Here is a 26,590-nt window from a genome sequence, read left to right on the forward strand (position 1 = left end):
GGGGTCATCATTGAGTAGTTACAATATTTTTTAGTAACTGGACGACGCCCTTTTTGAAGACCGCGCCTAAATGACAAAAAAACAAATTGCTTTCAGCAGGTTGCTCGCATGAACCAGATTGTCCTCATCGCCCTGCGCAGGCCTTATACCTTTGTCGTTCTCTCAATCCTGATCGTATTGTTCGGGATCATGTCGGTACTCAAATCGGCGACCGACGTCTTTCCGCCCATCAAGATCCCCGTCGTCTCCGTGGTCTGGGCCTACGCCGGACTGCTGCCGCAGGATGTGTCCGGGCGCATCACGTATTATTACGAACGCGCTTTGACCTCGACGGTGGAAGGTATTGCGCGCATCGAAAGCAATTCCTACTACGGCATCAGTATCATCAATATCTACCTTCAGCCCGATACCAATCTCGCCGGCGCCGAAGCGGAGATCACCGCGATTTCGCAGACGGTGGTCAAACAGTTGCCGCCGGATATTTCGCCGCCGCTGATCATGCGCCTGGAAGCGTCTTCGGTGCCGGTGGCCATGCTGCAGGTAACTTCCGATACGCTGTCGCCGTCGGAACTCTACAATCTCGCCTACGCACGCATCCGGACACTGCTGGTGACGATACCGGGAGCGATCCTGCCGCAGCCCTACGGGGGCAAGCCCCAGCAGTTGCTGGTCTCGCTCGACAAGCAGAAGCTGCTCGCCCACAACGTCACCGCCACCGACGTCCACAACGCCTTCGGCGATCAGAGCATCGTGCTGCCTGCGGGCGACATGAAGATCAAGCAGACCGACTGGATGGTGCAGACCAACGCCACGCCAATGCAGGTCGAGGATTTCAACAACATTCCGATCAAGCGGGTCGATGCGACCAACTCCACGATCTATCTGCGCGACGTCGCCGACGTGCAGATCGCCGGACCGCCGCAAATCAACGCGGTACTGGTCGAGGGCAAGCAGGCGGTGATGGTCGTCGTGATGAAGAGCGGCAATGCGTCGACCCTGGAAGTGGTCGACGGGATCAAGAAAATGATTCCGCGCATCGAGCAGATCGTGCCCGAGGGTGTGCAAATCAAACTGCTGAACGACGCCTCGATCTTCGTGAAGGATTCGATCAAGGACGTTCTGCATGAAATGGGAACCGCCGCCCTGCTCACCGGTCTGGTCGTGCTGCTGTTTCTCGGTTCGTGGCGGCCGACGGTCATCATCGCCACCTCCATCCCGCTTGCCATCCTGACCTCGATCATCTGTCTGCACCTGATGGATGAGTCGATCAATATCATGACCCTGGGCGGATTGGCGCTGGCGGTCGGCATCCTGGTCGACGACGCGACCGTGATGATCGAGAACATCGACACCCATCTGGAAATGGGCAAGCCGCTCGAAAACGCCATCGTCGACGCCGCCAATCAGATCGTCGTCCCGACCCTGGTGGCCACCCTTTGCATCGTCACCGTCTGGTTCCCGTTGTTCGAGCTGAGCGGCGTGTCAGGCTATCTGTTCGCACCGATGGCCGAGGCGGTGATTTTCGCCATGCTCGCCTCCTTCATCCTGTCGCGCACCCTGGTGCCGACCATGGCGAAATACGTTCTGGTAGACCACAACGCGCCGCATGGGCAGCCAGAACTGGCATTGGCCGGCGGCGGCAGCGTCCACGGCGCGACGCCGGATTCCGCTCATCACGCAGCGAAACCGCCGGGCTTCCTGGGGCGCTTCCAGAAGGGCTTCGAGCGCGGTTTCGATCATTTCCGCGAAAACTACAAGGCGCTGCTCGAACAGGCGATAGCCCATCGCGGCGCCTTCATTGGAATTTTCCTGGCGTTCGCGGTTGGATCTCTCGTCCTTTATTACTTCAATGGACGCGACTTCTTTCCCGAGATCAAGTCGGGAACCATACAGATGCACCTGCGGGCGCCGCTCGGCACGCGCATCGAGGTGGCCGGACGCGTCGCCACCCTGGTTTCGAACGACATCGCGAAGCTGCTGCCCGGCCAGGTCGAAGGCGTCGTCAGCAATTGCGGCCTGCCGGTCGGTCCGCATAACCTGGCCTTCATTCCCACCCCGACCATCGGCTCGCAGGATTGCGATCTGACCATCAGCCTGAAGAATGAGGCGTCGCCGGTATGGGACTTCCGGCGCACACTCCGCAAGGGTTTGCGGGAACGCTATCCCGGAACCGAATTCACTTTCCAGCCGGCCGATCTGACCGCGAAGATTCTCAACTTCGGTTCGCCCTCGCCGATCGATGTCCGCGTCAACGGCACGGAGATGGAGGCCAACTACGAGTACGCGCGCAAGCTGGCGAGCGAGTTGCGCAAAGTCAGCGGCAGCAGCGACGTGACGATACAACAGACCATGCGCACACCGACGCTGAACGTGAACGGCAATCGCAGCCTTGGGCTGGGCATCGACCTGACTTTGAAAGACATCACCGACAATCTGCTGATGTCGACGTCCGGCAGCCAGCAGGTCGACCAGGTGTTTTGGCTCGATCACAAAACCGGCCTGTCCTATCAGGTCAATGTCTATCTGCCGCAGCCGCAGCTCGCGAGCATCAATGATCTCTTGACCATTCCGGTCGACAAGGGCGACATGGACCCGACGGGAAAGGACATGCAATTGCTCGGAAACGTCGCCTCGCTTTCCGTGACCGGCACGCCGGGCGTGGTCACGCATATGGACATCATGCCGGTGTTCGATATCTATGTGTCGGCCGAGGGGCGCGACCTCGGTGGCGTGCTGGCCGATGTCGAGAGAGTCGTCAAAAGCATGGAGAACGAGTTGCCCCGCGGCACCGAGGTCGACATCAAGGGACAGGCCGAAACCATGGCCAGTGCGTACGTTGAACTGCTGGGTGGTCTCATCGCCGCGATCGTGCTGATCTACTTGCTGCTCGTCATCAACTTCCAGTCCTGGCTCGATCCCTTCATCATCATTACCGCCCTGCCCGGCGCCTTGGCGGGCATCGCCTGGTCGCTGTTCATCACGCACACCAATATTTCGGTGCCGGCGCTGACGGGCGCCATCATGTCGATGGGTACGGCGACCGCCAATTCGATCCTGGTCGTTTCCTACGCCCGCGAGCGACTGGAAGTGCATGGCGATGCGCTGAAGGCTGCCGTCGAGTCGGGCCACGCGCGCATCCGGCCGGTGCTGATGACCGCCTCGGCCATGGTCATCGGCATGCTGCCGATGTCGCTGAGCAACTCCCAGAACGCGCCTCTGGGCCGAGCCGTCATGGGCGGATTGATGCTCGCCACCTTTGCAACGCTGCTGTTCGTACCCTGCGTTTACGCCATGATTTACAGCAAGCGAACCGCCAGCCGAAAGGAGAAAAGCTGATGCTCAAGATTTTGCGCGAACCGCGCGTTGCCCTAGCGATCCTGCTTTGCATCGTATATGTCGGCTATCAGGCCTATGAGCGCAAGCGCGACGCCGATGCCCTGCGCGAGGAGACGCTCAGGGAGGCCGTGCCGACCGTTGCCGTGACCCATGCCCGACCGATTGCGCCGACCGCAACCATTTCGCTTCCCGGCAATATCGACGCCTGGTATCAGGCGCCGATCTATGCCCAAATCCCTGGCTATGTGAAGATGTGGTACAAGGATTACGGCGCGCGCGTGAAGCAGGGAGAGGTGCTCGCAGAAATCAGCCAGCCGACGCTCGATGCAGAATTTTCGCAGGCCAAGGCGGATCTGGACTCGCAGCGCGCCAAATACAATCTCGCCCTGGTATCCCTGAAGCGCTGGCTGGCCCTGCGCGAATCGCATGCGGTGTCGGAGCAGTCGATTTCGGTACAGGAAGCCAATGAGCGATCCGAAGCGGCGCTGGTCAAGGCGGCAGAGAACAACGTCAATAATTTTCTGGCGAAGATGCGCTTCAAAACCATCGTCGCACCCTATGACGGCGTGGTGACGCAACGTAATATCAACGTCGGCGACTATATCAATAAGGACGGATATATCAGCAGCGCCAACGGCAATACGGTCAGCAATCTGTTTTCCGTGGCCGATATGCATAAGATGCGCCTCTTCATTTCCGTGCCGAGTACCTTTGCGGAAATACTTAAACCCGGCCTTACCGCGGATGCTACCGTGCCGCAACTTACCAACCGCCATTTCACCGCCAACTTCCTGACCGCCGCCAATGGCATCGACCCGAATACCCGCACCATCATTGCCGAATTCACGATCGACAATGAAGATGGCGCATTATGGCCGGGCTCGTACGCCACGGTCAGTCTCACCGTGCCGGTTGATACCCATATTCTGAGCATTCCCGCCAGCGCCCTGGTATTTCAGGAAGCCAACACCCAAGTCGCCGTGGTGTCGGATGACGATCGCATTCACTTCAAGCCGATCCAGGTGAGCAAAATTCTCGACGGAACGGTCGAATTTACCGAAGGCGTTTCCCGCGAAGAGCGTATCGTGAACAACCCCAGCGCCGCCTTGCTCGAAGGCGACGAGGTGCGTGTCGTCACGCCTGCGCCGGGATATGACCTTTCCAGCCAGGAAGCACCTCCTGCCGCCAAGGAAGCCGCTTCAACAGTCTCCACTCCCGCCGAATAATGGATAAGCGCTTGCGGACGAAACCGGACATGCGGCGTAGCGGCCTGCTACTGCTGATGCTCAATTTGCCGGCCTGCGTCGACGGGCCGGCGGTCGATCTGGCGCCTGCCTATGAGCCCGCCCAATTCGTCGTCCCAGACACCTGGCATGGATCCAGCCCCTTTGTCGAAGCAAAGCCGTCTGATGGCGAGCTGCGCCCGGACTGGTGGAAGCTCTTCAACGATCCGATCTTGAACCGGCTCGAAGAACAGGCCATGGCGGCCAATCCCGATCTGCAGGCCGCCGCCGAGCGCTTCGTTCAGGCGCGCGATATGATGATGAAAGTGCGCTCGCGCCTGATCCCGCAGCTCGGCGTGGAATTCGGCGCTTCGGACAATCGGCAGTCCGTCAATACGCTGTTTCGCGCGCCTAACGCGCCGATAGAACAGTCGGACTACTCCAGCGGGGGACTCGCAACCTGGGAGCCCGACTTCTGGTCGGCGATCCGTAACCGGGTGCGTGCGGAGATTTATCAGGCAGAGCAGCGTGCCGCCGAATACGGGCTCGCGCGCCTTAGCCTGCAGGCGGAAATCGCGGCGAACTATTTCACGCTGCGCGGCTACGACGCCCAGGATTCGGTCTATACCCAGTCCATCGCCTACTATAAAAAGTCGCTGGATATCGTCGATGCCCAGTTCAAAGGCGCCATCGTGCCGCAACTCGACGTCGCCCGTGCCGAATACCTGCTGCACAGTACCGAGGCGAAAGAGCTCGATATTCAGGGCAAACGGCAGGTGGCCGAACATGCGATCGCCATCCTCGTCAACAGGATACCGGCCGCTTTCAGCATCGCGCCGGTCGACGAGCTGCCATCGCCGAGCTTTACGGTTCCGCAGGCTATTCCGGCCTCCCTGCTCGAGCGCCGGCCCGACATCGCCCAGATGGAGCGCCAGATGGCGCAGGCGAACCGCATGATCGGCATCGCTCGCGCGGCTTTTTTCCCGAATGTGGTGTTCAAGGCTGGCGGCGGCTATGAAAATAGCAGCATGAACCTGATCACGCTGGCCAACAGCTACTGGTCGTACGGCGCCTCCGTATCCATGCCGCTGTTTCAGGGCGGCCTGCGCCGCGCCCAATTGCAGCAGTCCTGGTCGGCCTATCGCGAAACCGAGGACAAATACCGTTCGACCGTGCTCAACGCCTTTCGCGAAGTCGAAAACGGTTTGAGCCTGACCAATCGGCTGAGCCTGGCGGCCAACCGGCAGGACGAAGCCGTCAAGGCCGCGCTGCAGACGCAGAATCTGACCATGGAGCTTTATCTGGGCGGCCTGATCACCAGCCTCGATCTCATTTACGCGCAGATCAACACGCTGACGGCGCGGATCGACGCCGTGGTGCTCAAGACCGAACGGCTGAAAAACACGGTTGAACTCGTACGCGCGCTCGGCGGCGGCTGGAACCGCAAACAATTGCCCGCCGACGATCAGATTCAGCCCTTCGGCGTTTTCGAAGAGTATGGCAATGCCGGAAAACCTGTTCCTGCCGGGGGTATCGATGTGCCGGCGGACAACAACAGTCTGAATAACGATCTGACCAAGCCGCTTGTTCCGCAATAAGCGGTAGGGATTCAAGCTGGTTTATCTTAATTGCTCATACGCCAGAACTGACTGGCCGATCGAGCCTCCGTCGACGCAGGGAACCGCCCTGGGCTTCCCTGCCCCGACAAATCCAACGTTGCCTCCAGGCGCCGGATCGATATGATCCGGCAACCTATTCATGCACCGTACGTATTCCGAACGGCTCACCTATGAATCGGTATCAGCCCAAGCAAAACGCGTTGAGCTTGTTGCCGTCCAAATCGCGGAAATATCCCCCGTAAAAACCGCCTTCACCGCGTGGACCGGGGGCACCCTCGTCGGTGGCGCCCAGCTCCACCGCCTTGTTGTAAACAGCCTGGACCTTCTCCGGGTTCTCCGCATGCAACGCCACCATGACGCCGTTTCCGACCGTCGCCGGCTGACCGTCGTAGGGTTCTATGACGCTTAACGCCGTCACGCCGGGGGCGGTGCCCCAAGCTATGTAGCGTTCGGACTCCATGACGCGCGTGGCGCCGAATTCGGCGAGCAGCGCATCGTAAAATTTCGCAGCGCGGTCGATATCGTTGGTCCCCAGGGTGATGTAGCCGATCATGGTTTTTTCCTCCAATGGCGAGCGGACGATGATAAGGGCTGGTTTGGATACGCGGCAATCGCGCCGGTCGAAGCCTCGGTCCACGGTCGATTTCTACCGCTTTCGGTTAGAATCTTGCGCCCACATGGTGCATCCCATGATGGCGTTTTGCGTGACCAGTACAAGAATTCTTACGACACTGTTCAGGAGAAAGGAACATGAATGCTACCGTTGCCACTGCTTGGCGCTACCCGGTGAAGTCCATGATGGGCGAGGAACTCAACGCGGCGGTTCTTACCGAACACGGACTGGTGGGAGACCGCGCTTTCGCGCTGGTCGACGAAGAGAGCGGCAAGGTGGTGAGCGCCAAGAATCCGCAGAAATGGCCGGATTTTTTCGCTTTCCACGCAGCCTATGCCGAACCGCCGGAACAGGGGAATTTGCCGCCGGTATGGATCGGCCTGCCAGACGGGCGCGTCGTGCGCAGCGACGATGCGTCGGCAAACGATGAGCTTTCCAGAACTTTGTCGCGCAAAGTGGCGCTGAAGCAAGTCGCGCCCGAGAGCGCTCAACTCGAGCAATACTGGCCCGAGCACGCGGGACAGAACAACGAAGTGACCGCCGAAGCGGTGGCCGGGGACGCGCCAGCCGGCAGTTTCTTCGACTATGCCACGGTGCACCTTTTGACCACCTCGACCCTGGACGAGCTTCGCGCCGCCTATCCGCAGGGGCGGTTCGAGGTACGGCGGTTCCGGCCGAACATCGTGATCGACACGGCGGGCGCCAAGGGTTTCGTCGAAAACGATTGGGTCGGCAAGACGCTGCAGATCGGCGAGAGCGTCAGGCTGCAGATCACCGATCCCTGCCCGCGCTGCGTCATGACGACCCTGGCGCAGGGCGACCTGCCCAAGGACCCCGGCATTTTCAAGCACGGCATCGCGCGCAACAGCGTGCATGTGCCTTTCGCGGGCAGGGCGCTGCCCAGCGTGGGCGTCTACGCCAAGGTCCTGGCCGGCGGAACGATACGCCGGGGCGATTCGATCCGCGTGCTGTAAGCCTGTAGGCTGGCGGCCGGGGAACGCGAGGAATTCGCCGGCCGGTCCGCCGGTCCCGACTCACCGGGCCGGCAGGATTCCCCCTCGGCCTCACTCGTCATAAATCCGCCGCACCAGTTCCCGGAACCAGCGCGGACGGGCGATCACGACATAGATGCCCACGATGCTGGTGATGGGCATCGGCCCCACACCCAGGAGGGTCAGCAGCAGCAGTACGAAGATGCAATTCCAGCGGGATGCGTTCATGATTTGAGTCTCGGCTGTCCTGTTGAGCGATGCGGTGCATGATCGTCCAATTTCGGCGACCGAAAAAGCGTCCCGGCCCGTTCCGTCCCCGGCAGTAAATATGACCGACTCCGCGCCCCAAATGCTTGCCCCGCCCGAATTCGCCGTGGCGCGCGGCACGGTTGCCGTCCGCGGCAATTGGAATCTGCGGGGCCTGATGGCGGGCGCGCCGGACCTGCGGGAGCGGCTGCGGAATGCGGCGCGGGAGCGCGGCCTGGAATGGGACCTGCGCGAGGTGGCCCTGCTCGACAGCGCCGGCGCCTTCGTCCTGTGGCAGGCATGGGGCGAGCGGCTGCCCGAGCGGGTGCTGCTGCGCCCCGAGCAGCAATCCGCATTCCGCCGCTGGCAGGCCGGCGGGATTCCGTCGATGCGGGACGGCCAGCGACCTCCCGTGCCGATGCGCCGACGGATCATCGCCGCGCTGGCCAGCCTCGGTGACCACCTGCTGGCGGTCATCGCCCTGCTCGGCCAGTTGATCCTGGACCTGCTTCATCTCGCCCGCCATCCGGGTGAAATTCCCTGGCGGGAGATTTCGTCCACGATCCACGAAACCGGCGGCCGCGCCCTCGGCATCACGGCCCTGGTGGGTTTCCTGATCGGCGTGGTGGTCAGCTACCTGTCATCGCTGCAACTGCGAACCTTCGGCGCGCAGGTGTACATCGTCAACATTCTCGGCATGAGCATCATCCGCGAACTCGGCCCCCTCCTGGCCGCCATCCTGGTGGCGGGCCGCTCCGGCTCGTCGATGACCGCACGGATCGGCGTGATGCGCGTGACCCAGGAACTGGACGCCCTCGCGGCCATGGGAATTTCGCAGTCGCTGCGGCTGATCCTGCCCAAGGTCATCGCCCTGGTGGTGGCCTTGCCGCTGCTGGTGGTGTGGACCGACGTGGTCGCCCTGGCGGGCGGCGCGGTCTCGGCCCACCTCGAGCTGGAAATCGGCTATCACCAGTTCTTCCAGAAACTGCCCGCCGCAGTCCCCGTCGCCAATTTCGCCATCGGCCTGGGCAAGGCCGCCGTGTTCGGCCTGTTCGTCGCGCTGATCGCCTGCCATTACGGACTGCGCATCGAGCCCAATACCGAGAGCCTCGGCAACGAGACCACGAATTCGGTTGTGGTTTCCATCACCCTGGTGATCCTGATCGACGCCGTGTTCGCCATCCTGTTCCGAGGTGTGGGCATACGATGACGGACGACGAAGTCATACACATGGAGCATGTGTGGACCCGCTTCGGCGAGAACCTCGTGCACCGCGACGTCAGCCTCAGCCTGGCGCGCGGACAGATCCTGGGGCTGGTCGGCGCCTCCGGCTGCGGGAAGACCGTCTTGATGCGCGAAATGATCGGCCTGCAGACCCCCACCCAGGGGCAGGTCTGGCTGCTCGGCGAGCCGCTGGCGGAAGCCGACGCCCGCCGCAAGCAGCAGCTCCGCAACCGCTGCGGCGTGCTGTTCCAGGGTGGCGCCCTGTTCAGCGCGCTGAGCGTGTTCGACAACATTGCCTTCCCGCTGCGCGAACTCAAGGCGCTGGACGAGGAACTCATCGCCCATCTGGTCTGCATGAAGCTCGCCATGGTCGGCCTGGGGGCGGCCGACGCCCTGCTGATGCCGGCCGAACTGTCCGGCGGGATGGTCAAGCGCGCCGCCCTGGCCCGGGCCCTGATCATGGAGCCCGAAGTGGTCTTCCTGGACGAGCCCACCTCCGGCCTCGATCCGGTCCTGGGCGAGGAGTTCGTCAGCCTGCTGGGGCAGCTGCACCGGGAGCTGGGCTTCACCGTGGTCATGGTGACCCACGACCTCGATACCCTCAGCGACCTGTGCACCCGCGTGGCCGTGCTCGCCGGGCAGCAACTGGTATCCTACGGCACACTGGACGATGCGATCGCCTGCACGCATGCTTTCGCCCGCGACTTCTTCCACGGCAAACGCGCCCAGAGAATCCTGGGAAGGTCCGACTGAAAATGGTCAAGGAAACCTACGCCCTGCTGACCGGCCTGTTCGTGGTCATCCTCGGCGGTGCCCTGATCGGCATCGCCCTGTTCCTGGGCGATTACGGCGCGGAGCGCGACGTCTACATCGTCTCCACCCGTGGCGCCGTCTCAGGCCTCAACCCGGAGTCGCTGGTCATTTTCCGGGGCGTCCGGGCAGGCAAGGTGACCTCGATCAGCTTCGCGCCCGACGATCCCCGCACCATCCTGGTCCGGATCGAAGTCGACAAGGGCCTTCCCATCACCCGCGGCACCTATGCCACCCTGCGGGTGCAGCCGCTCACCGGCTTGGCCCAGATCGACCTCAGCGACGAGGGCAACGATCCGGAACCCCTGCGAACCCATCCCAGGAACCCGGCGAACATCCTGCTGCGCCCCTCCCTCCTGGACAAGCTGACCGGATCGGGATCCGACATCCTCACCCAGGTCGCGCAGCTCACCAGCCGGCTGAACGCGTTTCTCGACGACGGCAACCGCCAGCGTATCGCGCACACCCTGACCAGCCTGGACACGGCGGCGGAAGAGCTGGTGCGCCTGGAACGGCGCATGGAGGAAGCGCTGGGACGGTTTCCCGCCCTGGATGAAAGGCTGCGGCAGACGCTGGCGGACCATTCCGCCATGGCCCGCGACGTCCGCGAAACCTCCCGCCAGATCAAGGCGCTGAGCGAAAGCGCACAAAAGGTCGTGGATGTCGGAGCGGCCGCGGGCGACACCCTGGTCCGCAGCCGGCTGCCGGAACTGAACGCGCTGATCGACGACGCGGCCCGCACGGCGGCCAGTCTGCGCAGGCTGTCGAAAACGCTGGAACAAGACCCGCAGGCCCTGCTGCTGGGGCCGAAGCCGGGTAGCCCCGGTCCTGGCGAGCCGGGTTTCGAGGAGCCGAAATGATGCGATGGATTCTCTGGATACTGATACTTTCCCTCACCTCAGCCGCCTGCAGCGTCCTGCCCGAGCGCCCGCCCCAGCCCGCGTTGCACGATTTCGGAGCTGGCGCCGTCGCCGCGCCGGCAGCCTGGTCTTCCGTCGAAGTCGACGCCCCGGACTGGCTGCAGACCGACCGCCTGCAGTACCGCCTGCTTTACGCCAATCCCACCGAACTGCGCGCCTATGCCTTGGACCGCTGGGTCGCCCCGCCGCCCGCCCTGCTGGAGCAACGATTGAAATCCGGCCGCGCCGGAACCGGCTACCGTTTGCGCGTCGAGCTCCAGGCCTTCGAGCAGGTGTTCGACCGCCCAGGCAGTTCCCACGTAACTATCCGCTTCCGCGCCGAGACGCCCACCGCGGACAAGACGTTCCAACTCGACCAGCCCACGGCCAGCCCCGATGCCGCCGGGGCCGTAACGGCTTTCGCGCAACTGGTCGACCGGGCGGTCGCCGTACTGCGGGCCTGGCAGCCCGCACGGTGATCAACGCCGCCGGAAAATCTCCCCCCGCAGCACGTCGAACTCGTCGAAGGCCAAGCGCAGGCTGAGCGCAAGGTTGAGCACGGCGGCCAGGCTCATGCTGGCGAAGATGCAGAGCATGATGGCGATCTGGTATTTCACCGCCACCCAGGGCTCGCTGCCGCCCAGAATCTGGCCGGTCATCATGCCGGGCAGCGACACCAGGCCAAGGGTCGCCATGCTGGCCAGGGTGGGACTGACGGAGGCCTTGAGCGCCTCGCGGAAATACGGCCGCACCGCTTCCCGGCGGGTCGCTCCCAGCAGCAGGTAGGTGAGATATTCGTTCTCGTTTTTGCGAATCGACGAATAGAACCGCTCCAGACCGATCACGTTGCCTTGCAGGCAGTTGCCGAGGATCATGCCGGCCAGCGGCACCAGGTAGCGCGCGTCGTAGAGCGGTTCCGGCCGGATCACCAGGAGCAGCAGATAGGCCACGGAAAACAGCGTTCCGGCCGCGATGGCCGCGAGCGTCGAAGGGAAAAAGTGCCTGACCCGGAGTCCGGCTCGGCGAAGGATGGTGACATCGGCCACGACCAGCATGACCACGATCCACAAGACATTGAGCGCAGGCGCATTGATCGCGAAGAGGTATTTGAGATAGAGCCCGACCAGTGCCAGTTGCACGCTCATCCGGACGACGCTCAACCACAGGTCGCGCGAGAGGCTCAGCCCGGCGGCCCGCAGCAGCAGCCATGGCAGCACGGCGATGCCGTAGAGCAGCACCATTCTCGTCTGGGATAGGTCGACCGTGTCCATCACGCGGCTCCGGCCAAACGGCCGTCTTCCAGTTCGAACACGGTGTCGCACCGGGCGATCCAGTCCGGATCGTGCGCTACCGACAGCACGGTGAGGGTGGAGTCGGCGAAGAAACCCAGCACCGCCCGCTTGCTTTCCGGGTCCAGCGCGGAAGTCACCTCGTCCAGCAGATAGAGCCGCTTGCCGAGGAGCTGGGCGCGGGCCACGGCGATGCGCTGCTTCTCGCCGCCGGAAACCCGCCTGCAGTCCTGCTCCAGGATGGAAGGGGCGAGGCCAAGCCGGACCAGGGTCTCCGCCAGCTTGCCGGCGGTGGGCGCCTCGCCGCGATGGGCCTTGAACCCGAACGGCAGCAGCAGCGCCTCCCGCACCGTGTCGGCGCCCAACACGGGCTCCTGGCCGATGTAGGCGGCGCAGGCGCGAATCGCGCCGACCACCTCCCGGTCGAGGGCCCTGCCTGCGAAATAGACGTCGCCCTCCACCACCGGGTACAACCCTAGCAGCGTCTTGAGCACCGTGCTCTTGCCCGAACCCGATTTGCCCCGGAACACCGCCTTCTCGCCTTCGCGGATTTCGAAGCTCAGCTCGTGGAGAATCATCCGCTCTCCCGCAGCCACCGACACGCGGTCGAACCGGACCAGCACGGTCATCGGCTCACCATTCCCGGCCGTCGTTCGAGACTCATCAATAACCCCAGTTTTTCGACCTCTTCGGCCGGCTACCGCCGCCTGCTCGCAGACCTTCGGAGCAGGGTCCGGATTATAGCGTTCAGCCGTACCGAGGGCGCGCAAGCGCCGATGCGCTTCGCCCGGGACTTCTCGCGATAACCGGGGAACGGCTGGTATCCTCTGTCGCCACCGTCCCCTGGAGACCCGTCCATGAAACAGTCGGCACAGCGCATTCTGCATTACTTTCTGATTGGGGTGCTGGGCGTCCTGCCCATTGTCATCGTCCTGCAGGTCGTGATCTACGTGGAAAACCTGCTGAGAAACTTCGTGGTGAATTTCTTCGGCGGATACCAGAACCTCCTCATCCCCGGCGTGATGTTCACCGCGGCCGTGCTGTTCCTCACCTATTTCGGCTACCTGCTCAAGCACGGCAAGGCCCATCTGCTCTATTTCGTGGAAAATCTATTCGTCCGCATCCCGCTACTGGGCACCCTCTACCGGGTGACGCAGAAGCTGGTGAACATCTTCCGCGGCGACGGATCGACCAAACTGCGGGAAGTGGTATACATCGAATACCCCAAGGACGGACTCTGGGTTCCCGCCTTCGTCACCAACCGGGTCGGCGACCAGTGTGTGGTCTACGTCCCGACGTCGCCCAATCCCACTTCGGGCTTCACCGTGATCCTCCACGAATCGAAGATCATGCACTCCCGCATGACGATCGAGGAAGCCTCCAGCTTCGTGATCAGCCTGGGGGTGGACATGCCCAAGCCGGGCGAGGCGGCAGAACTCAAGACGAGTCCCAAATAAATCCCGGCCCGCTCGGTCATCTTTTTCCGCGCCGGGACGATTGACATCGCGCCACAAACCCCGTAGAAAGCATTTCCCATGTTTCTAGTAAGGTTTAACCGTCATCGACAACAATAAGACCGGCGAGTGAGCCGCAGCAGGGCTGGCGCGTCGGATCCAAAGGCTGAAACGGCTTCGAGGAGGAAGCATGGCTACGACCGCACGCCCGGAAACGTTCTACGATGTGATGCGCCGCCAAGGGGTGACCCGGCGCAGTTTTCTCAAATTCTGCGGCTTGACCGCATCGGCCCTCGCACTGGGGCCGGAATTCATCGGCACGATTGCCCACGCCATGGAAACCAAGCCGCGCACCCCGGTGCTGTGGCTGCACGGTCTGGAATGCACCTGCTGTTCCGAATCCTTCATCCGTTCGGCCCACCCGCTGGCCAAGGACGTGGTGTTGTCCATGCTCTCGCTGGACTACGACGACACCCTCATGGCGGCCGCCGGCTTCCAGGCGGAAGCCATGCTGGAAGACACCATGCAGAAGTACAAGGGCCGTTACATCCTGGCCGTGGAGGGCAACCCTCCGCTGAACGAGGACGGCATGTTCTGCATCGTCGGCGGCAAACCCTTCGTCGAGCGGCTGCGCTATGCCGCCAAGGACGCCGCCGCCATCATCGCCTGGGGTTCCTGCGCCTCCAACGGCTGCGTGCAGGCGGCCCGCCCCAATCCGACCCAGGCCACGCCGATCCATAAGGTCATCACCGACAAGCCCATCATCAAGGTGCCCGGCTGTCCGCCCATCGCCGAGGTCATGACCGGCGTCGTGACTTACATGCTGGCCTTCGACAAGATTCCCGAACTCGATGCCCAAGGCCGGCCGAAGATGTTCTACGGCCAGCGCATCCACGACAAATGCTACCGCCGCCCCCACTTCGACGCCGGTCAGTTCGTCGAACACTGGGACGACGAGGCCGCGCGCAAGGGCTACTGTTTGTACAAAGTCGGCTGCAAAGGGCCGACCACCTACAACGCCTGCTCGACAGTGCGCTGGAACAACGGCGTCTCCTTCCCGATCCAGTCCGGCCACGGCTGCATCGGCTGCTCCGAGGAGAATTTCTGGGACAAGGGTTCGTTCTACGACCGCGTCACCGAACTCAACGTGTTCGGCGTGGAGGCCAATGCCGACAAGGTCGGGCTGGTGGCCGCCGGCGCCGTTAGCGCAGGCATCGCGGCGCATGCCGCCGTCTCGATCGCCAAGAAGAAAGACCACGAGAAAGAAACGCAAGAATAGGGATCGGGGAACACCATGACCGTCACTCAAACACCCAACGGTTTCACCCTCAACGACAGCGGCAAGCGGATCGTGGTCGATCCGGTCACCCGCATCGAGGGCCACATGCGCTGCGAAGTGAATGTGGACGAACACAGCATCATCAGCAACGCTGTCTCCAGCGGCACCATGTGGCGCGGGCTGGAAGTCATCCTGAAGGGCCGCGACCCCCGCGACGCCTGGGCCTTCACCGAAAGGATCTGCGGCGTCTGCACCGGCACCCACGCCCTGACCTCGGTGCGGGCGGTGGAGGACGCGCTCGGGATCAGCATCCCGGAGAACGCCAACTCCATCCGCAACATCATGCAGCTCACCCTGCAGGCCCACGACCATCTCGTGCATTTCTACCATCTGCACGCGCTGGACTGGGTCGATGTGGTCAGCGCGCTCAAGGCCGATCCGAAGGCAACCTCCGAGCTGGCGCAGAGCATTTCACCCTGGGCCAAGTCGTCACCGGGCTATTTCCACGACATCGCCAGCCGGCTGAAGAAGTTCGTCGAGAGCGGCCAGCTCGGCCCGTTCGGGAACGGCTACTGGGGCAACCCGGCCTACCGTTTGCCGCCGGAAGCCAACCTGATGGCGGTGGCGCACTATCTCGAGGCACTGGATTTCCAGAAGGAAATCGTCAAAATCCACACGGTCTACGGCGGCAAGAACCCGCATCCGAACTGGCTGGTCGGCGGCGTGCCCTGCGCCATCAACGTCGACGGCGTGGGCGCGGTGGGCGCGGTCAACATGGAGCGGCTCAACCTGGTGTCCTCCATCATCGACCAGACCATCGAGTTCATCGAGCAGGTCTACCTGCCCGACCTGCAGGCGATCGCGAGCTTCTACAAGGACTGGCTGTACGGCGGCGGCCTGTCGGCCACCAACGTGCTGTCCTACGGCGACATTCCGGAAAAGGCCAACGACCGTTCCGTGAACAACCTGCTGCTGCCGCACGGCGCCATCATCAACGGCAACCTGAAGGAAGTTCACGAGGTCGATCTGAAGGACCCGGAGCAGATCCAGGAGTTCGTCACCCATTCCTGGTACAAGTACGACGACGAGGACCGCGGCTTGCATCCGTTCGACGGCGTCACCCAGCCGAATTTCGCGCTCGGACGCAACACCAAGGGCACCCGGACCAACATCGAGAATCTCGATGAGAGCGCCAAGTACTCCTGGATCAAGGCGCCGCGCTGGCGCGGCCACGCCATGGAGGTCGGCCCGCTGGCCCGCTACATCGTCGGCTATGCCAAGGGCATCCCGGAAATCAAGGAGCCCGTGGACAAGCTGCTCACCGATCTCGGCCTGCCGCTGACCGCGCTGTTCTCCACGCTGGGGCGCACCGCCGCCCGCGGCCTGGAAGCCCAGTATTGCGCGCATCTGATGCGGCACTTCCAGGACAAGCTGGTCAGCAACATCAAGGCAGGCGATCTGGCGACCGCCAACACGACTCGGTGGGAACCGGCCACCTGGCCCAAGGAAGCCATGGGCGCGGGCACGACGGAGGCACCGCGCGGCGCGCTGGGGCACTGGATCAAGATCAAGGACGGCAAGATCGACAACTACCAGTGCATCGTCCCCACCACCTGGAACGGCTCGCCGCGCGACCCCAAGGGCAACATCGGCGCATTCGAGGCCTCCCTGATGAACACCAAGGTGGAGAATCCGGACCAGCCGCTGGAAATCCTGCGCACCCTGCACAGCTTCGATCCCTGCCTGGCCTGCTCGACCCATGTCATGGACAAGGACGGGCGGGAAGTCACGCGGGTCAAGGTGCGCTGAGCGCGTTCGAAAACCGGAACAAATTCAAGGAGACAACCATGCATCCTGTTCGTTGGTTCGGAACGGCAAGTCTATTGGCGCTGAGCCCCGTCGCGCTCGCACATACCGGCATGCATCCCGTCGATGGCTTCGTGTCCGGCTTCACCCATCCCTTCTTAGGCACCGACCACCTGTTGGCCATGATCGCCGTGGGGCTGTGGGCGGTAGCCGTCGCGCCGCGGCGGGTGTGGCTGCTGCCCCTGGCCTTCATGGCCGTCATGGGGCTGGGCGGATGGCTGGGCGCCGCCGGCATTCCGCTGGCTTACACCGAGACCGGCATCGCCGCCTCGGTCGTGCTGCTCGGACTGCTGGTGGCGGGCAAGGTCCGCCTATCGCAGTTCACCGCGGTGAGCCTGGTCAGCCTGTTCGCGCTGTTCCACGGCCATGCGCACGGAGCCGAGATCAGTGCGGACGCCGAACTGTGGACTTATGCCGCCGGCTTCGTCGCCGCCACCGGCCTGCTGCACCTGGCCGGCGTCATCCTGGGCGGGTGGCTGCTGGCGAAACCGGTCTGGTATCGCGGCTGCGGCGCGGCGATGGGCGCCATGGGCCTGGCGCTGCTGACGCAGGCATTGTGAGGGCCGCGGCCATGGCGAGCATCGATAGCTTTAGCGAACCGGTCTACGTCTACGAGAAACCGGTACGGCTGTGGCACTGGGTCAACGCCCTCGCCATCGTCGTGCTGGTGGTCACGGGCTTCCTGATCGCCTGGCCGCCGGTGGTGACTTCCGGCGAGGCCAGCGACCACTACCTCATGGGCTACATCCGCTTCGTTCACTTCTCCGCCGGCTATGTGCTGGCCGTCGGCCTGATCGGCCGCGCCTATTGGGCGCTGGTGGGCAACCGGTACGCCCGTGAACTGTTCACGCCGCGCGTCCATGATTCCGCCTGGTGGGAAGGGCTGGTGCACGAGGTCCGCTGGTATCTGTTCCTGGTCGGTGAGCCCCGCAAGCACGCGGGTCACAACCCGCTCGCAGGGCTGGCCATGTTCCTGTTCTACGTGCTCGGGAGCCTCTTCATGATCGCGACCGGCTTCGCCCTGTATGGCGAAGGGCTGGGCGCAGGAAGCTGGGCGGCCAGTGCCTTCGGCTGGGTGCTGCCCGCCCTGGGCGGCAGCCAGCAGGTCCACAGCCTGCATCACCTGGGCATGTGGTACCTGGTGATCTTCACCCTCATCCATGTCTACGTGGCGGTGCGCGAGCAGCATTTGTCGCGCCAGTCCGTCACCACCACCATGGTCGACGGCTGGCGGGTGTGGAAGGACGACCGTCCCTGAGCGTATGCCTTCCCGCGTCCTGATCTTAGGCATCGGCAACCTGCTGTGGGCGGACGAAGGCTTCGGCGTGCGCGTCGCCCAGACGCTGCAGCGGGACTACGTCTTCCCTGAGAACGTCACCGTGATGGACGGCGGCACCCAAGGGCTGGCGCTCATCCCTTACGTCCAGGAAAGCGACGTGCTCATAATCGCCGACGCGGTCGATTTCGGCCTGGCTCCGGCCTCGCTGGTCGAAGCCAGGGACGAGGACGTGCCCGCCTACCTGCATTCCGGCAAGACCAGCCTGCACCAGGTCAGCTTCCAGGAGGTGCTGGCCTTGTGCAAACTGATGGGACAAGGCCCGGAGCAACTCTATCTGGTGGGCGTACAGCCCGTCGACATGAAGGACTACGGCGGCAGCCTGACACCGGAGGTCAAGGCGCAACTGCAACCCGCGATCAACCGGATACTCGCCGCCTGCTTAGAACTCGGCCTGCCAGCCCAGCCAAAGACCGAACAGGACGACGCTGCCGATGCCCTGGACATGGCGCGCTACGAGCGCCACCGGCCCTCGGCGGAAGAAGCCTGCCGAGTCGGCGACGCCCGCTTTCTGCCGGGCTAGCCGGCGACCCGCCCCGTCCGGGGCTCCGATACCTCGAAGACTCCCCATGCAAGACGACTCCGCGTTCATCGCAACCCAAACCGCGCCGCTCATCCGCCCGCACGACGACCCCGAATGCGCCTACCCTCCCATGCCGGAAGCCATGGCGACCTTCGCGCCGCCGGCTATGCATGGGTTGAGCCCGGCTGAGGTCGGCGGCGGCCGCGCCGTGCTGCAGGCGGTGATCGAACGCCTCGGGGGCGCTCCGGGCATCGTCGATCTCGCCCATTGCGACCCGGCAGGCAGGCGCTTCGTCGACGAAGTACTCGGCGAAGGCGAGGTACTGATACGGATCGCGACGCCGCGGGACCGGGTGACGATCCGGGAATCGGTATTCGCCGGGGTTTGGCGCGTTCAGCATCGCGTCGACGGTGAACTGCGACGGGACGATCTGGAAACCGGGCCAGTGCCGGAGGCGGTTTACGAGTGGGCGGAACGCCTGACGGCCGATGGGCCGCCGCGGCGTCCTCAAGTCTTTCCGGAAGGTCTGATGAACGCGCCTGCGCTGCTGACCGAACTCTTCGACCATTCGGCAAACTGCCCGGCCGACCGTCCCCATGTCATCAACCTGTCGCTGCTGCCGCTGACGCCGGAGGACTCGAATTTCCTGATCGAGACCTTGGGGCTGGCCGGCCTCTCCATCCTGTCGCGGGGCTACGGCGATTGCCGCGTGAGCCTGACCCGCCTGCCGAACGTGTGGTGGGTGCAGTATTTCAACTCCCCCGGCCAGCTGATCCTCAATACCCTGGAGATCACCCGCCTGCCGGCCGTCGTCCAGGCCGCGCCAGAAGACCTCGAGGACTCCCGCGAGCGGATCTCGGAGGCCTTGACGCAGTTGAAATGAGACTTGCACGGCGGATTAGACCCGCCGAAACCTTGACCAGCGTCAAAGAACAACCCATGGAGTCTCTATATATTGTCAACGCTGGCTTAATACAGCGTCATTAAAACAATACGAGGAGTAACCATGAACGACGTCAAAGAAGAGAAAGATTATTTCTGGTTTTACATCGCGGGCTTGGTCATCGCAGTCGTCGTGACGCTCGCTATGGTTAAGACCAGCGAACACGGCAAGTACGTCACCGCTGCCAATGCCATCGCGGAAGACTCCGCTAACTCCGCCTACAAGCACGCGCCTTGATTCCAATATTCTGACGCGCAGTCTCCGCGTCGGAACACGCGCCTTACGTGGAGCACCTTGCGACAAGCACAAGCCGCAATCGACAGGGATGTCACCTACCGTTCGACCAAACCAGCCCCCGGCCCAAACAAGGCTATTTCGTCAGGGCGGGTTTGTGGTAAGCCCCATGCAGTGAAGGCACGGCATATCGCTGTAACGTCTCGCCCAGCCTCAACGCAGTAAGTTCCCCGCCCCACAGGCAGCCCGTATCCAGACAGTAACAGTCCTTGCCGGCGAAATAGCCGAGTGTGGACCAGTGCCCGAACAGGATCGTGACACCAGGCGGCGTCCTATCCGGGACGTCGAACCACGGAACCAGGGAAGCGGGTTGCTGCCCCGGCTTTCCCTTCTGCTTGAAATCCAGCCGTCCGGCCCGATCGCAATAGCGCATGCGGGTGAATGCATTGGTGATGAAACGGAGCCGGTCCCATCCAGCCAGATCGTCGGACCAGAGGCAGGGATTGTCGCCGTACATCTGCCGGCAAAACCCGGCGATGTCCCCGCCGGCGAGAACCGCCTCGACCTCGCCAGCCCTGGCCAAAGCCGTCTGCGCATTCCAGGCGGGAGGAAGACCGGCATGGACCAGGCAATAGTCACCTTCCAGGTGCACCAGCGGGCGCGCGCGCAACCAGTCCAGCAACTCGTCCCGGTCGCCGGCTTCCAGCACGTCGCCGAAAGTGTCCCTGTGCTTGACCCGGGAGACCCCACAGGCCACCGCCAAGAGGTGCAGGTCATGGTTTCCGAGCACCGTGGCTGCCGCGGATCCCAGCGAGCGGATAAAGCGCAGGGTTTCCAGCGACTGGGGCCCGCGATTGACCAGATCGCCCGTAAACAGCAGGCGGTCCGCGCCCGGATCGAAGCGGATCAGCTCCAGAAGGCGCCGCAGCTCCGCATAGCAGCCTTGTACGTCGCCGATGGCATAGACGGCCATGTCAGCCGGAGCCTCGCCGACCGATCAAAGCGACACTAGCCTTACCGCTATGCGACGTCATCAGAGGAACTCTCCACGAGAATACCCGGTAATCGGGGCCGGTTATTCTAGTACGTCCGCGGTCCATTGGCGCCATGGGTGTTGCGCCCATATCACCCGGTCGAAGATACGGCGATATAATCGGTCACTTCCCGATACGGATCGCCGGATCCGCGGCGTCCGCCCCCAGGCGATTCCGTCCCCACCCATCCGATCAACCAACCGAGGCATCGATAAGTGCGTATTCACATCCTGGGTATCTGCGGCACCTTCATGGGCGGCCTCGCCATCATGGCCCGCCAGCTCGGCCATACCGTTACGGGATCGGACCAGAACGTCTACCCGCCGATGAGCACGCTGCTGGAGCAGCAGGGCATCGACCTCCGCAACGGCTACAGCCCGGACAACCTCCATCCCGTCCCCGACCTCGTCATCATCGGCAACGCACTCTCGCGCGGGAATCCGGAGGTCGAGGCAGTGCTGAACATGGGGCTGGCGTACACCTCCGGCGCGCAGTGGCTTTACAACTACGTCCTCAAGGGACGCTGGGTGCTGGCGGTGGCGGGAACCCACGGCAAGACCACGACCTCCAGCATGCTGGCCTGGATACTGGAACACGACGGCCACAAGCCGGGCTTCCTGATCGGCGGGGTTCCGCTCAATTTCGGCATTTCCGCCCGCGTCGGCGACGGCCGGTTCGTCGTGGTGGAGGCGGACGAATACGACACTGCATTCTTCGACAAGCGTTCCAAGTTCGTCCATTACCGCCCGCGCACCACGATCCTGAACAACCTGGAATACGACCACGCGGACATCTTCCCCGACCTCGCCGCGATCCAGCGGCAGTTTCACCACTTGGTGCGCAGCGTGCCCGGCAACGGTCTGCTGGTGGTTCCGGAACGGGACGAAAACCTGGCCGACGTGCTCAGGATGGGGTGCTGGACGCCGGTCGAGAAAACCGCCCTGGGGCCGGACACCGCCGCCGACTGGCAGGCGTACCCGCTGGCCGAAGACGGCAGCCGGTTCGACGTGGTGTTCCGTGAGAAACGGCTGGGCACGATCCATTGGCAGCTCTCCGGCCGGCACAACATGCTCAACGCCCTGTCCGCCATTGCCGCAGCCCATCATGCCGGCATCGAGCCGGCCGCAGCGATCTCGGCCCTGAGCCGGTTCCAGAGCGTCAAACGCCGCCTGGAGGTGCGCGCCGAGGTCCGCGGCATCACCCTCTACGACGACTTCGCCCACCACCCCACGGCGATCGCGACGACGCTCGAAGGTCTGCGCGCGCGGGTCGATGGCGCACGCGTCATCGCGGTCGTCGAACCGCGCTCCAACACCATGCGCATGGGCGTACACGCCGACACGCTCGCCGCGTCCCTCGCGCCCGCCGACCTCGCCATCCTTTACCACGCCCCCGACCTCGGATGGGACTTGGCGAAAGTCACCTCCGCTTCGGACCGCATCGTCACCTGCGACAGCATCGGCGCGATCGTCGAGCGCCTGCGGCAGGAATGCCGGGCGGGCGATCACGTGGTCTTCATGAGCAACGGAAGTTTCGGCGGCATCCACGAGAAGACCGAGGCCGCACTGCGGGAAGGCTGACGCACGGCGCTCTTGCCCGACGCCTCTGCTACGCCTAAAGTCGGGGGCAACATCGGCGAGGAGCGCTCCAATGGTTCGACACATCGCATTCTGGGTCCTGCTGGCCTGCGCCGTCCCCGCCTGGACCGGCCCGCTGAACCCGCCAAACGTCCCGGAAGCCCTCAAACCCTGGATACCCTGGGCGCTTCACGGCCACGAGACAGATGCCTGCCCGCATTTCCTGGAGCAGCCCGGAGAACGCCGCTGCGCTTGGCCCGGGGAACTGGACCTGGAACTCCACGAAAGCGGCGGCAGCTTCCGCAGCCGCTGGCGAAGCTTCACCGACATCTGGGTGCCCCTCCCCGGCGATCCTCAGTCCTGGCCGCTGGCGGTCGAGATGGACGGCAAACCGGCGACCGTCTCGGCACGCAACGCGGTTCCCGGTGTCCGGCTGCCGCCCGGCACTCACACCATAGCCGGGCGCTTCGCCTGGACCGCCCTGCCCGAAACCCTGCGCCTTCCCGGCGAAACCGGTCTGGTCCGGCTCAGCGTTGGCGGTCGCGCGACAGCGTTTCCGTCCGTCGACGAACAGGGTCAACTGTGGCTGCGCAAGCCCCCTGAAGGCTCCGCACCGGAAACCTCGCCGTTCAGGCTCGAGGTCGTCCGCCTGCTGCGAGACGCCGTTCCGATGGAAATCTCGACCCGGCTCGAACTCGACGTCTCGGGTGAAGCGCGCGAGGTCCTGCTGGAAGGTTCCATGCTGCCCAATTTCGTGCCACTCTCCCTGGACAGCCCGCTCCCCGCCCGCATCGACCCGGACGGACGCCTCCGGTTGCAACTGCGCCCCGGCCACTGGAGCGTCAGCCTCACCAGCCGGGCCACACGGGACTTGCGAGAGATTGCCCTCCCCGTTTTCGCTGCGCCGTGGCCAGGGGAAGAACTGTGGTCGTTCGCCGCCGACCGCTCGATTCGCGTCGTCGAAGTTTCCGGCGCGCCCCCGGTCGATCCGCGGCTGACGCAGCTCCCGGAGGAATACCGGACGCTGCCGACCTACGCCATGGTCCCCGGCACCGCGTTGCGGTTAGATCAGGTCCGGCGGGGCGACCCGGAGCCGGAACCCGATGCGCTACATATCCGCCGGACGCTTTGGCTGGATTTTTCGGGACAGGGCCTCACCATCCTGGATGACATTTCCGGCCGGGTCAGCCGCAGCTGGCGCTTGGATGCGGCGCCCACCATGGTGCCGGGACGGGTAACGGTGGACGGCCAACCCCAGACCATCACCCGTCTCGACGCAGGCCCCGGTGGCGTGGAAATCCGAAGAGGCGAGCTCAACCTGCAGGCGGAAAGCCGCTGGGAAGCCGGTATATCCTCCCTGCCCGCAACGGGATGGAACGCCGACTTCGTGAGCGCGGCCGCCGAACTCCACCTGCCGCCGGGGTGGCGCCTCTTCGCCGCACCGGGTGCCGACCATGCCCCGGACTCCTGGGTCGGCCGCTGGTCGTTGCTCGACCTGTTCCTGGTCCTCATCACCGCCCTCGCGGCCGCGCGGCTGTGGGGGTGGCCTGCCGGAACCGTCACACTTCTCACCCTTGCTCTCACCTGGCACGAACTGGATGCACCCCAAAGCGTGTGGCTTTGGCTGCTCGGGGTTACCGCCCTGAGCCGGGTCATTCCTTCCGGCAGCTTCGCCTCGGCGCTGCGCGTCGTCCGGGTGATCGTCCTGGCCGCCCTGGCGATCGCAAGCTTGCCGTTCGCGGTGCAACAGCTTCGGCTGAGCCTTTATCCGCAACTCGAGCCGCATGCCCTCTCCTTCGACTACGGCGACCGGGCGGCGGAGCCGGAGGCCGGCGCACCGGCCGCCCCGGCGATGGCGCTGCAGCAGAAGTCGGGCTCGCTTGCGGAAGCCCGCACCCCGCCACCCGCCGACTTGGCCCGAACCATCGATCCTGACGCCCTCACCCAGACCGGCCCCGGCCTGCCGCAATGGGACTGGAACCGGATCGCGCTGAACTGGAACGGACCGGTGTTGGCGGAGCAAAAGCTCCGGCTGCTACTGATCCCGCCCTGGGCCAACCGCGGCCTGAATGTCTTGAGGGTGGCGCTGCTTGCCGTGACCGTTCTGCTGCTCCTGGGCTGGCGAACGAAACCCGGCGTTTCCGGGCTGATCCTGTTGCCGCTGGCCCTGTTCGCCGCGCCGGACAGCCGCGCCGCTGAATTCCCGCCGCCGGCACTGCTCGACGAACTCCGGGTGCGCATCCTCGCGGCACCGGAATGCGGAACCGAATGCGCCCAGCTCCAGCGGATGAAGCTCAAGCTCGGCCCCGGCGAACTGGCTATGACTCTCGAGGCGCATGCGGAAGACCGCGTCGCCATTCCGTTGCCGGTACGGTCCGCGCAGTGGATACCGTCCAGCATCCGGGTCGACGGCGCCCCGGCCACCGGCCCCTATGCCGACCCAGAAGGCACCCGCTGGCTGATGCTGGACCCCGGCGTCCATCGCGTCGAGCTGTCGGGCCCCTTGCCGAACGTTCCCAGCATAGACCTTCCTCTGCCCTTGCGCCCATACCGGATAGACGTCGACAGCGAGGGATGGGAGATCATCGGAGTCGACCCGAACGGCAGGCCCGAACCCCAGATCCAGCTCGTCCGCAAAGGCAGCGGAGCCTCCCCGGGACCACGCATCGACAACGCCCCCTTGCCCGTATTCCTGACGGTCGAACGCACCCTGCGGCTGGGACTGGACTGGCGCGTCGCTACTCGAGTGGCACGGCTATCGCCCTCCGACGCGCCGGTGGCGCTGACCATTCCACTGCTGCCCGGCGAGGCGGTCATCTCGCCGGGAATCGCGACCGAAAATGGAAGCGTGCGGATTCATCTGCCGCCCAGCGTCCTTGATGCAAGCTGGGAATCGACCCTCGACAGAACCGGCAGCCTGGAACTGCGCGCGCCGCAGACCGACGACTGGACCGAAATCTGGCGCCTCGACACCAGCCCGGTCTGGCACATCGAAACGAGCGGCATCCCCGTGGTCCATCACCAGGATGCCGGCGGCAACTGGCTGCCCGAATGGCGCCCCTGGCCGGGGGAGACGGTGACCCTGCAGATCAGCCGCCCGCCGCCCCTTCCGGGCAACGCGCTGACGATCGAAAGCAGCACGCTTGAGACCCGGCCAGGCAGCCGCGCAACCGACTCCGAACTGGCACTGAGCATCCGCAGCGCGAAAGGCGGCCAACACAGCGTCACCCTGCCTGAGGGCGCCGAGCTACGGTCGGCCGAAATCGACGGCACCGCCCAACCCATCCGCCAGAATGGGCGTGCCGTCGCCGTACCACTGCATCCAGGGGAACAGACCGTCCGGCTGGCGTGGCGCACACCGGCCGGAATCGGGCTGCACACCGCGGCGCCGGCGGTCGACCTGGGCAGCGCCAGTACGAACAGCCGAACCGGCATCGAACTCGGCCAGGACCGCTGGATCCTTCTGGTCGGCGGTCCGCCATGGGGACCGTCCGTGCTGTTCTGGGGCACACTGGGGGTGATAGTTATCGCCGCGTTCGCACTGGGGACGCGGCTGAACCGGTTGCCGGTCAAGATCCACCACTGGCTGCTGTTGCTGGTCGGCCTGAGCCAGGTCCCCCTTTTGGCGAGCCTCGTCGTCGCCGGCTGGATCGTGGCGCTGAACTGGCGCCGAAGCGCGAACATGCCGCTCAAGCCGGAGCACTTCAACCTTGTCCAGACGGGCCTTGCCATCCTCACCGTCCTGGCGCTGAGTATCCTGCTGTCAGCCGTGCATCAAGGGCTGCTCGGCCTGCCCGACATGGGAATCACGGGCTATGACTCCAACGCGTATCGGCTCAACTGGTATACGGACCGGAGCGGCCCTCTGCTGCCCCAGCCTTGGGTCATCTCGGTTCCGCTGTTTGCCTACCGGCTGCTCATGCTGGCCTGGGCCCTGTGGCTGGCCTACGCGCTGCTCGACTGGCTGCGCTGGGGGTGGGGATGCTTTGCCACCGGAGGACTCTGGCGGCAGAGCCCCAAAAGAGAAACCGCCGCCGCCGAACCACCGCGTACCGCTGATGCTACAGGCTCGAATGACCCATGGCAGGTTTGA

General features: G+C 64.2%; 23 protein-coding genes. 18 read left to right on the forward strand and 5 right to left on the reverse strand.

All coding sequences use genetic code 11. The features are described from left to right. Positions 1 to 108: 108 nt before the first annotated feature. From OOT43_RS11560 to OOT43_RS11570, 3 genes are read left to right on the forward strand one after another with little or no spacing between them, the layout of a single operon-like run. A complete protein-coding gene (locus OOT43_RS11560; RefSeq protein ID WP_266020733.1) occupies positions 109 to 3,336 on the forward strand; it encodes an efflux RND transporter permease subunit in 3,228 nt (1,075 codons plus the stop codon). Next, entirely contained in the window at positions 3,336 to 4,562 is a 1,227-nt protein-coding gene (locus tag OOT43_RS11565; RefSeq protein ID WP_266020735.1) for an efflux RND transporter periplasmic adaptor subunit, read from the forward strand. Before OOT43_RS11560 ends, OOT43_RS11565 begins: the two co-directional genes overlap by 1 nt. A gap of 29 nt (positions 4,563 to 4,591) precedes the next feature. After that, entirely contained in the window at positions 4,592 to 6,157 is a 1,566-nt protein-coding gene (locus tag OOT43_RS11570; RefSeq protein ID WP_266020736.1) for an efflux transporter outer membrane subunit, read from the forward strand. Positions 6,158 to 6,359: 202 nt separating this feature from the next. Here the strand turns inward: OOT43_RS11570 and OOT43_RS11575 are convergent, their stop codons facing one another. Beyond that, positions 6,360 to 6,731 (reverse strand): VOC family protein, encoded by a 372-nt coding sequence (locus OOT43_RS11575; protein WP_266020737.1) that lies wholly within the window; start codon positions 6,729 to 6,731, stop codon positions 6,360 to 6,362. A 197-nt stretch (positions 6,732 to 6,928) separates the two neighbouring features. Here OOT43_RS11575 and OOT43_RS11580 point away from each other — a divergent pair, with 197 nt between their 5' ends. Continuing rightward, on the forward strand, positions 6,929 to 7,765 hold the full coding sequence (locus OOT43_RS11580) for an MOSC domain-containing protein (protein ID WP_266020738.1): 837 nt from the start codon (positions 6,929 to 6,931) through the stop codon (positions 7,763 to 7,765). A 90-nt stretch (positions 7,766 to 7,855) separates the two neighbouring features. On the opposite strand, the gene OOT43_RS11585 is transcribed toward OOT43_RS11580, so the two are convergent. After that, the gene (locus tag OOT43_RS11585; RefSeq protein WP_266020739.1) at positions 7,856 to 8,011 is read right to left on the reverse strand and encodes a hypothetical protein; all 156 of its coding nucleotides are present in this window, start codon (positions 8,009 to 8,011) and stop codon (positions 7,856 to 7,858) included. A gap of 100 nt (positions 8,012 to 8,111) precedes the next feature. Between OOT43_RS11585 and OOT43_RS11590 the strand changes: the two genes are divergently transcribed. The 4 genes from OOT43_RS11590 to OOT43_RS11605 are packed head-to-tail and all read left to right on the forward strand — an operon-like array spanning position 8,112 to position 11,441. Then, positions 8,112 to 9,239: an MlaE family ABC transporter permease gene (locus tag OOT43_RS11590; RefSeq protein ID WP_266020740.1), complete on the forward strand. Its 1,128-nt coding sequence runs from the start codon at positions 8,112 to 8,114 to the stop codon at positions 9,237 to 9,239. Beyond that, positions 9,236 to 10,006 (forward strand): ABC transporter ATP-binding protein, encoded by a 771-nt coding sequence (locus OOT43_RS11595; protein WP_266020741.1) that lies wholly within the window; start codon positions 9,236 to 9,238, stop codon positions 10,004 to 10,006. The genes OOT43_RS11590 and OOT43_RS11595 overlap by 4 nt, the downstream gene beginning before the upstream one ends. A 2-nt stretch (positions 10,007 to 10,008) precedes the next feature. Next, positions 10,009 to 10,923, forward strand: coding sequence for an MlaD family protein (locus tag OOT43_RS11600; protein WP_266020742.1), 915 nt, complete (start codon positions 10,009 to 10,011; stop codon positions 10,921 to 10,923). Then, positions 10,920 to 11,441, forward strand: a complete 522-nt coding sequence (locus OOT43_RS11605) for an ABC-type transport auxiliary lipoprotein family protein (RefSeq protein WP_266020743.1) — start codon at positions 10,920 to 10,922, stop codon at positions 11,439 to 11,441. The genes OOT43_RS11600 and OOT43_RS11605 overlap by 4 nt, the downstream gene beginning before the upstream one ends. On the opposite strand, the gene OOT43_RS11610 is transcribed toward OOT43_RS11605, so the two are convergent. Beyond that, positions 11,442 to 12,233, reverse strand: a complete 792-nt coding sequence (locus tag OOT43_RS11610) for an ABC transporter permease (protein WP_266020744.1) — start codon at positions 12,231 to 12,233, stop codon at positions 11,442 to 11,444. Beyond that, complete coding sequence (locus tag OOT43_RS11615; protein WP_266020745.1) at positions 12,233 to 12,880, reverse strand: ABC transporter ATP-binding protein; 648 nt, start codon at positions 12,878 to 12,880, stop codon at positions 12,233 to 12,235. The genes OOT43_RS11610 and OOT43_RS11615 overlap by 1 nt, the downstream gene beginning before the upstream one ends. A gap of 228 nt (positions 12,881 to 13,108) precedes the next feature. On the opposite strand from OOT43_RS11615, the gene OOT43_RS11620 reads away from it, so the two are divergent. From OOT43_RS11620 to OOT43_RS11655, 8 genes are all read left to right on the forward strand, one after another. Beyond that, positions 13,109 to 13,708 carry a DUF502 domain-containing protein gene (locus tag OOT43_RS11620; protein ID WP_266020746.1) on the forward strand — a complete coding sequence of 200 codons (600 nt, stop codon included), beginning with the start codon at positions 13,109 to 13,111 and terminating at the stop codon, positions 13,706 to 13,708. Positions 13,709 to 13,895: 187 nt separating this feature from the next. Next, positions 13,896 to 14,984, forward strand: a complete 1,089-nt coding sequence (locus tag OOT43_RS11625; protein ID WP_266020747.1) for a hydrogenase small subunit — start codon at positions 13,896 to 13,898, stop codon at positions 14,982 to 14,984. A gap of 15 nt (positions 14,985 to 14,999) precedes the next feature. Further along, complete coding sequence (locus OOT43_RS11630) at positions 15,000 to 16,793, forward strand: nickel-dependent hydrogenase large subunit (RefSeq protein WP_266020748.1); 1,794 nt, start codon at positions 15,000 to 15,002, stop codon at positions 16,791 to 16,793. A 38-nt stretch (positions 16,794 to 16,831) separates the two neighbouring features. Then, positions 16,832 to 17,410 (forward strand): HupE/UreJ family protein, encoded by a 579-nt coding sequence (locus OOT43_RS11635; RefSeq protein WP_266020749.1) that lies wholly within the window; start codon positions 16,832 to 16,834, stop codon positions 17,408 to 17,410. Between the two features lie 11 nt (positions 17,411 to 17,421). Next, a complete protein-coding gene (gene cybH, locus OOT43_RS11640) occupies positions 17,422 to 18,108 on the forward strand; it encodes a Ni/Fe-hydrogenase, b-type cytochrome subunit (protein WP_266020750.1) in 687 nt (228 codons plus the stop codon). Between the two features lie 4 nt (positions 18,109 to 18,112). Next, positions 18,113 to 18,709, forward strand: a complete 597-nt coding sequence (locus OOT43_RS11645; RefSeq protein ID WP_266020751.1) for a HyaD/HybD family hydrogenase maturation endopeptidase — start codon at positions 18,113 to 18,115, stop codon at positions 18,707 to 18,709. A gap of 46 nt (positions 18,710 to 18,755) precedes the next feature. Continuing rightward, on the forward strand, positions 18,756 to 19,592 hold the full coding sequence (locus OOT43_RS11650; RefSeq protein WP_266020752.1) for a hydrogenase expression/formation protein: 837 nt from the start codon (positions 18,756 to 18,758) through the stop codon (positions 19,590 to 19,592). 123 nt (positions 19,593 to 19,715) lie between these two features. Further along, on the forward strand, positions 19,716 to 19,889 hold the full coding sequence (locus tag OOT43_RS11655; RefSeq protein WP_266020753.1) for a hypothetical protein: 174 nt from the start codon (positions 19,716 to 19,718) through the stop codon (positions 19,887 to 19,889). A 133-nt stretch (positions 19,890 to 20,022) separates the two neighbouring features. Here the strand turns inward: OOT43_RS11655 and OOT43_RS11660 are convergent, their stop codons facing one another. Further along, positions 20,023 to 20,859 carry a symmetrical bis(5'-nucleosyl)-tetraphosphatase gene (locus OOT43_RS11660; protein WP_266020754.1) on the reverse strand — a complete coding sequence of 279 codons (837 nt, stop codon included), beginning with the start codon at positions 20,857 to 20,859 and terminating at the stop codon, positions 20,023 to 20,025. Positions 20,860 to 21,135: 276 nt separating this feature from the next. On the opposite strand from OOT43_RS11660, the gene mpl reads away from it, so the two are divergent. Both mpl and OOT43_RS11670 read left to right on the forward strand, forming a co-directional pair. Next, positions 21,136 to 22,500 (forward strand): UDP-N-acetylmuramate:L-alanyl-gamma-D-glutamyl-meso-diaminopimelate ligase, encoded by a 1,365-nt coding sequence (mpl, locus tag OOT43_RS11665; protein WP_266020755.1) that lies wholly within the window; start codon positions 21,136 to 21,138, stop codon positions 22,498 to 22,500. A gap of 70 nt (positions 22,501 to 22,570) precedes the next feature. Further along, positions 22,571 to 26,590 (forward strand): hypothetical protein, encoded by a 4,020-nt coding sequence (locus OOT43_RS11670; RefSeq protein ID WP_266020756.1) that lies wholly within the window; start codon positions 22,571 to 22,573, stop codon positions 26,588 to 26,590.

It is taken from the genome of Methylococcus mesophilus, assembly GCF_026247885.1.
Classification (GTDB): domain Bacteria; phylum Pseudomonadota; class Gammaproteobacteria; order Methylococcales; family Methylococcaceae; genus Methylococcus; species Methylococcus mesophilus.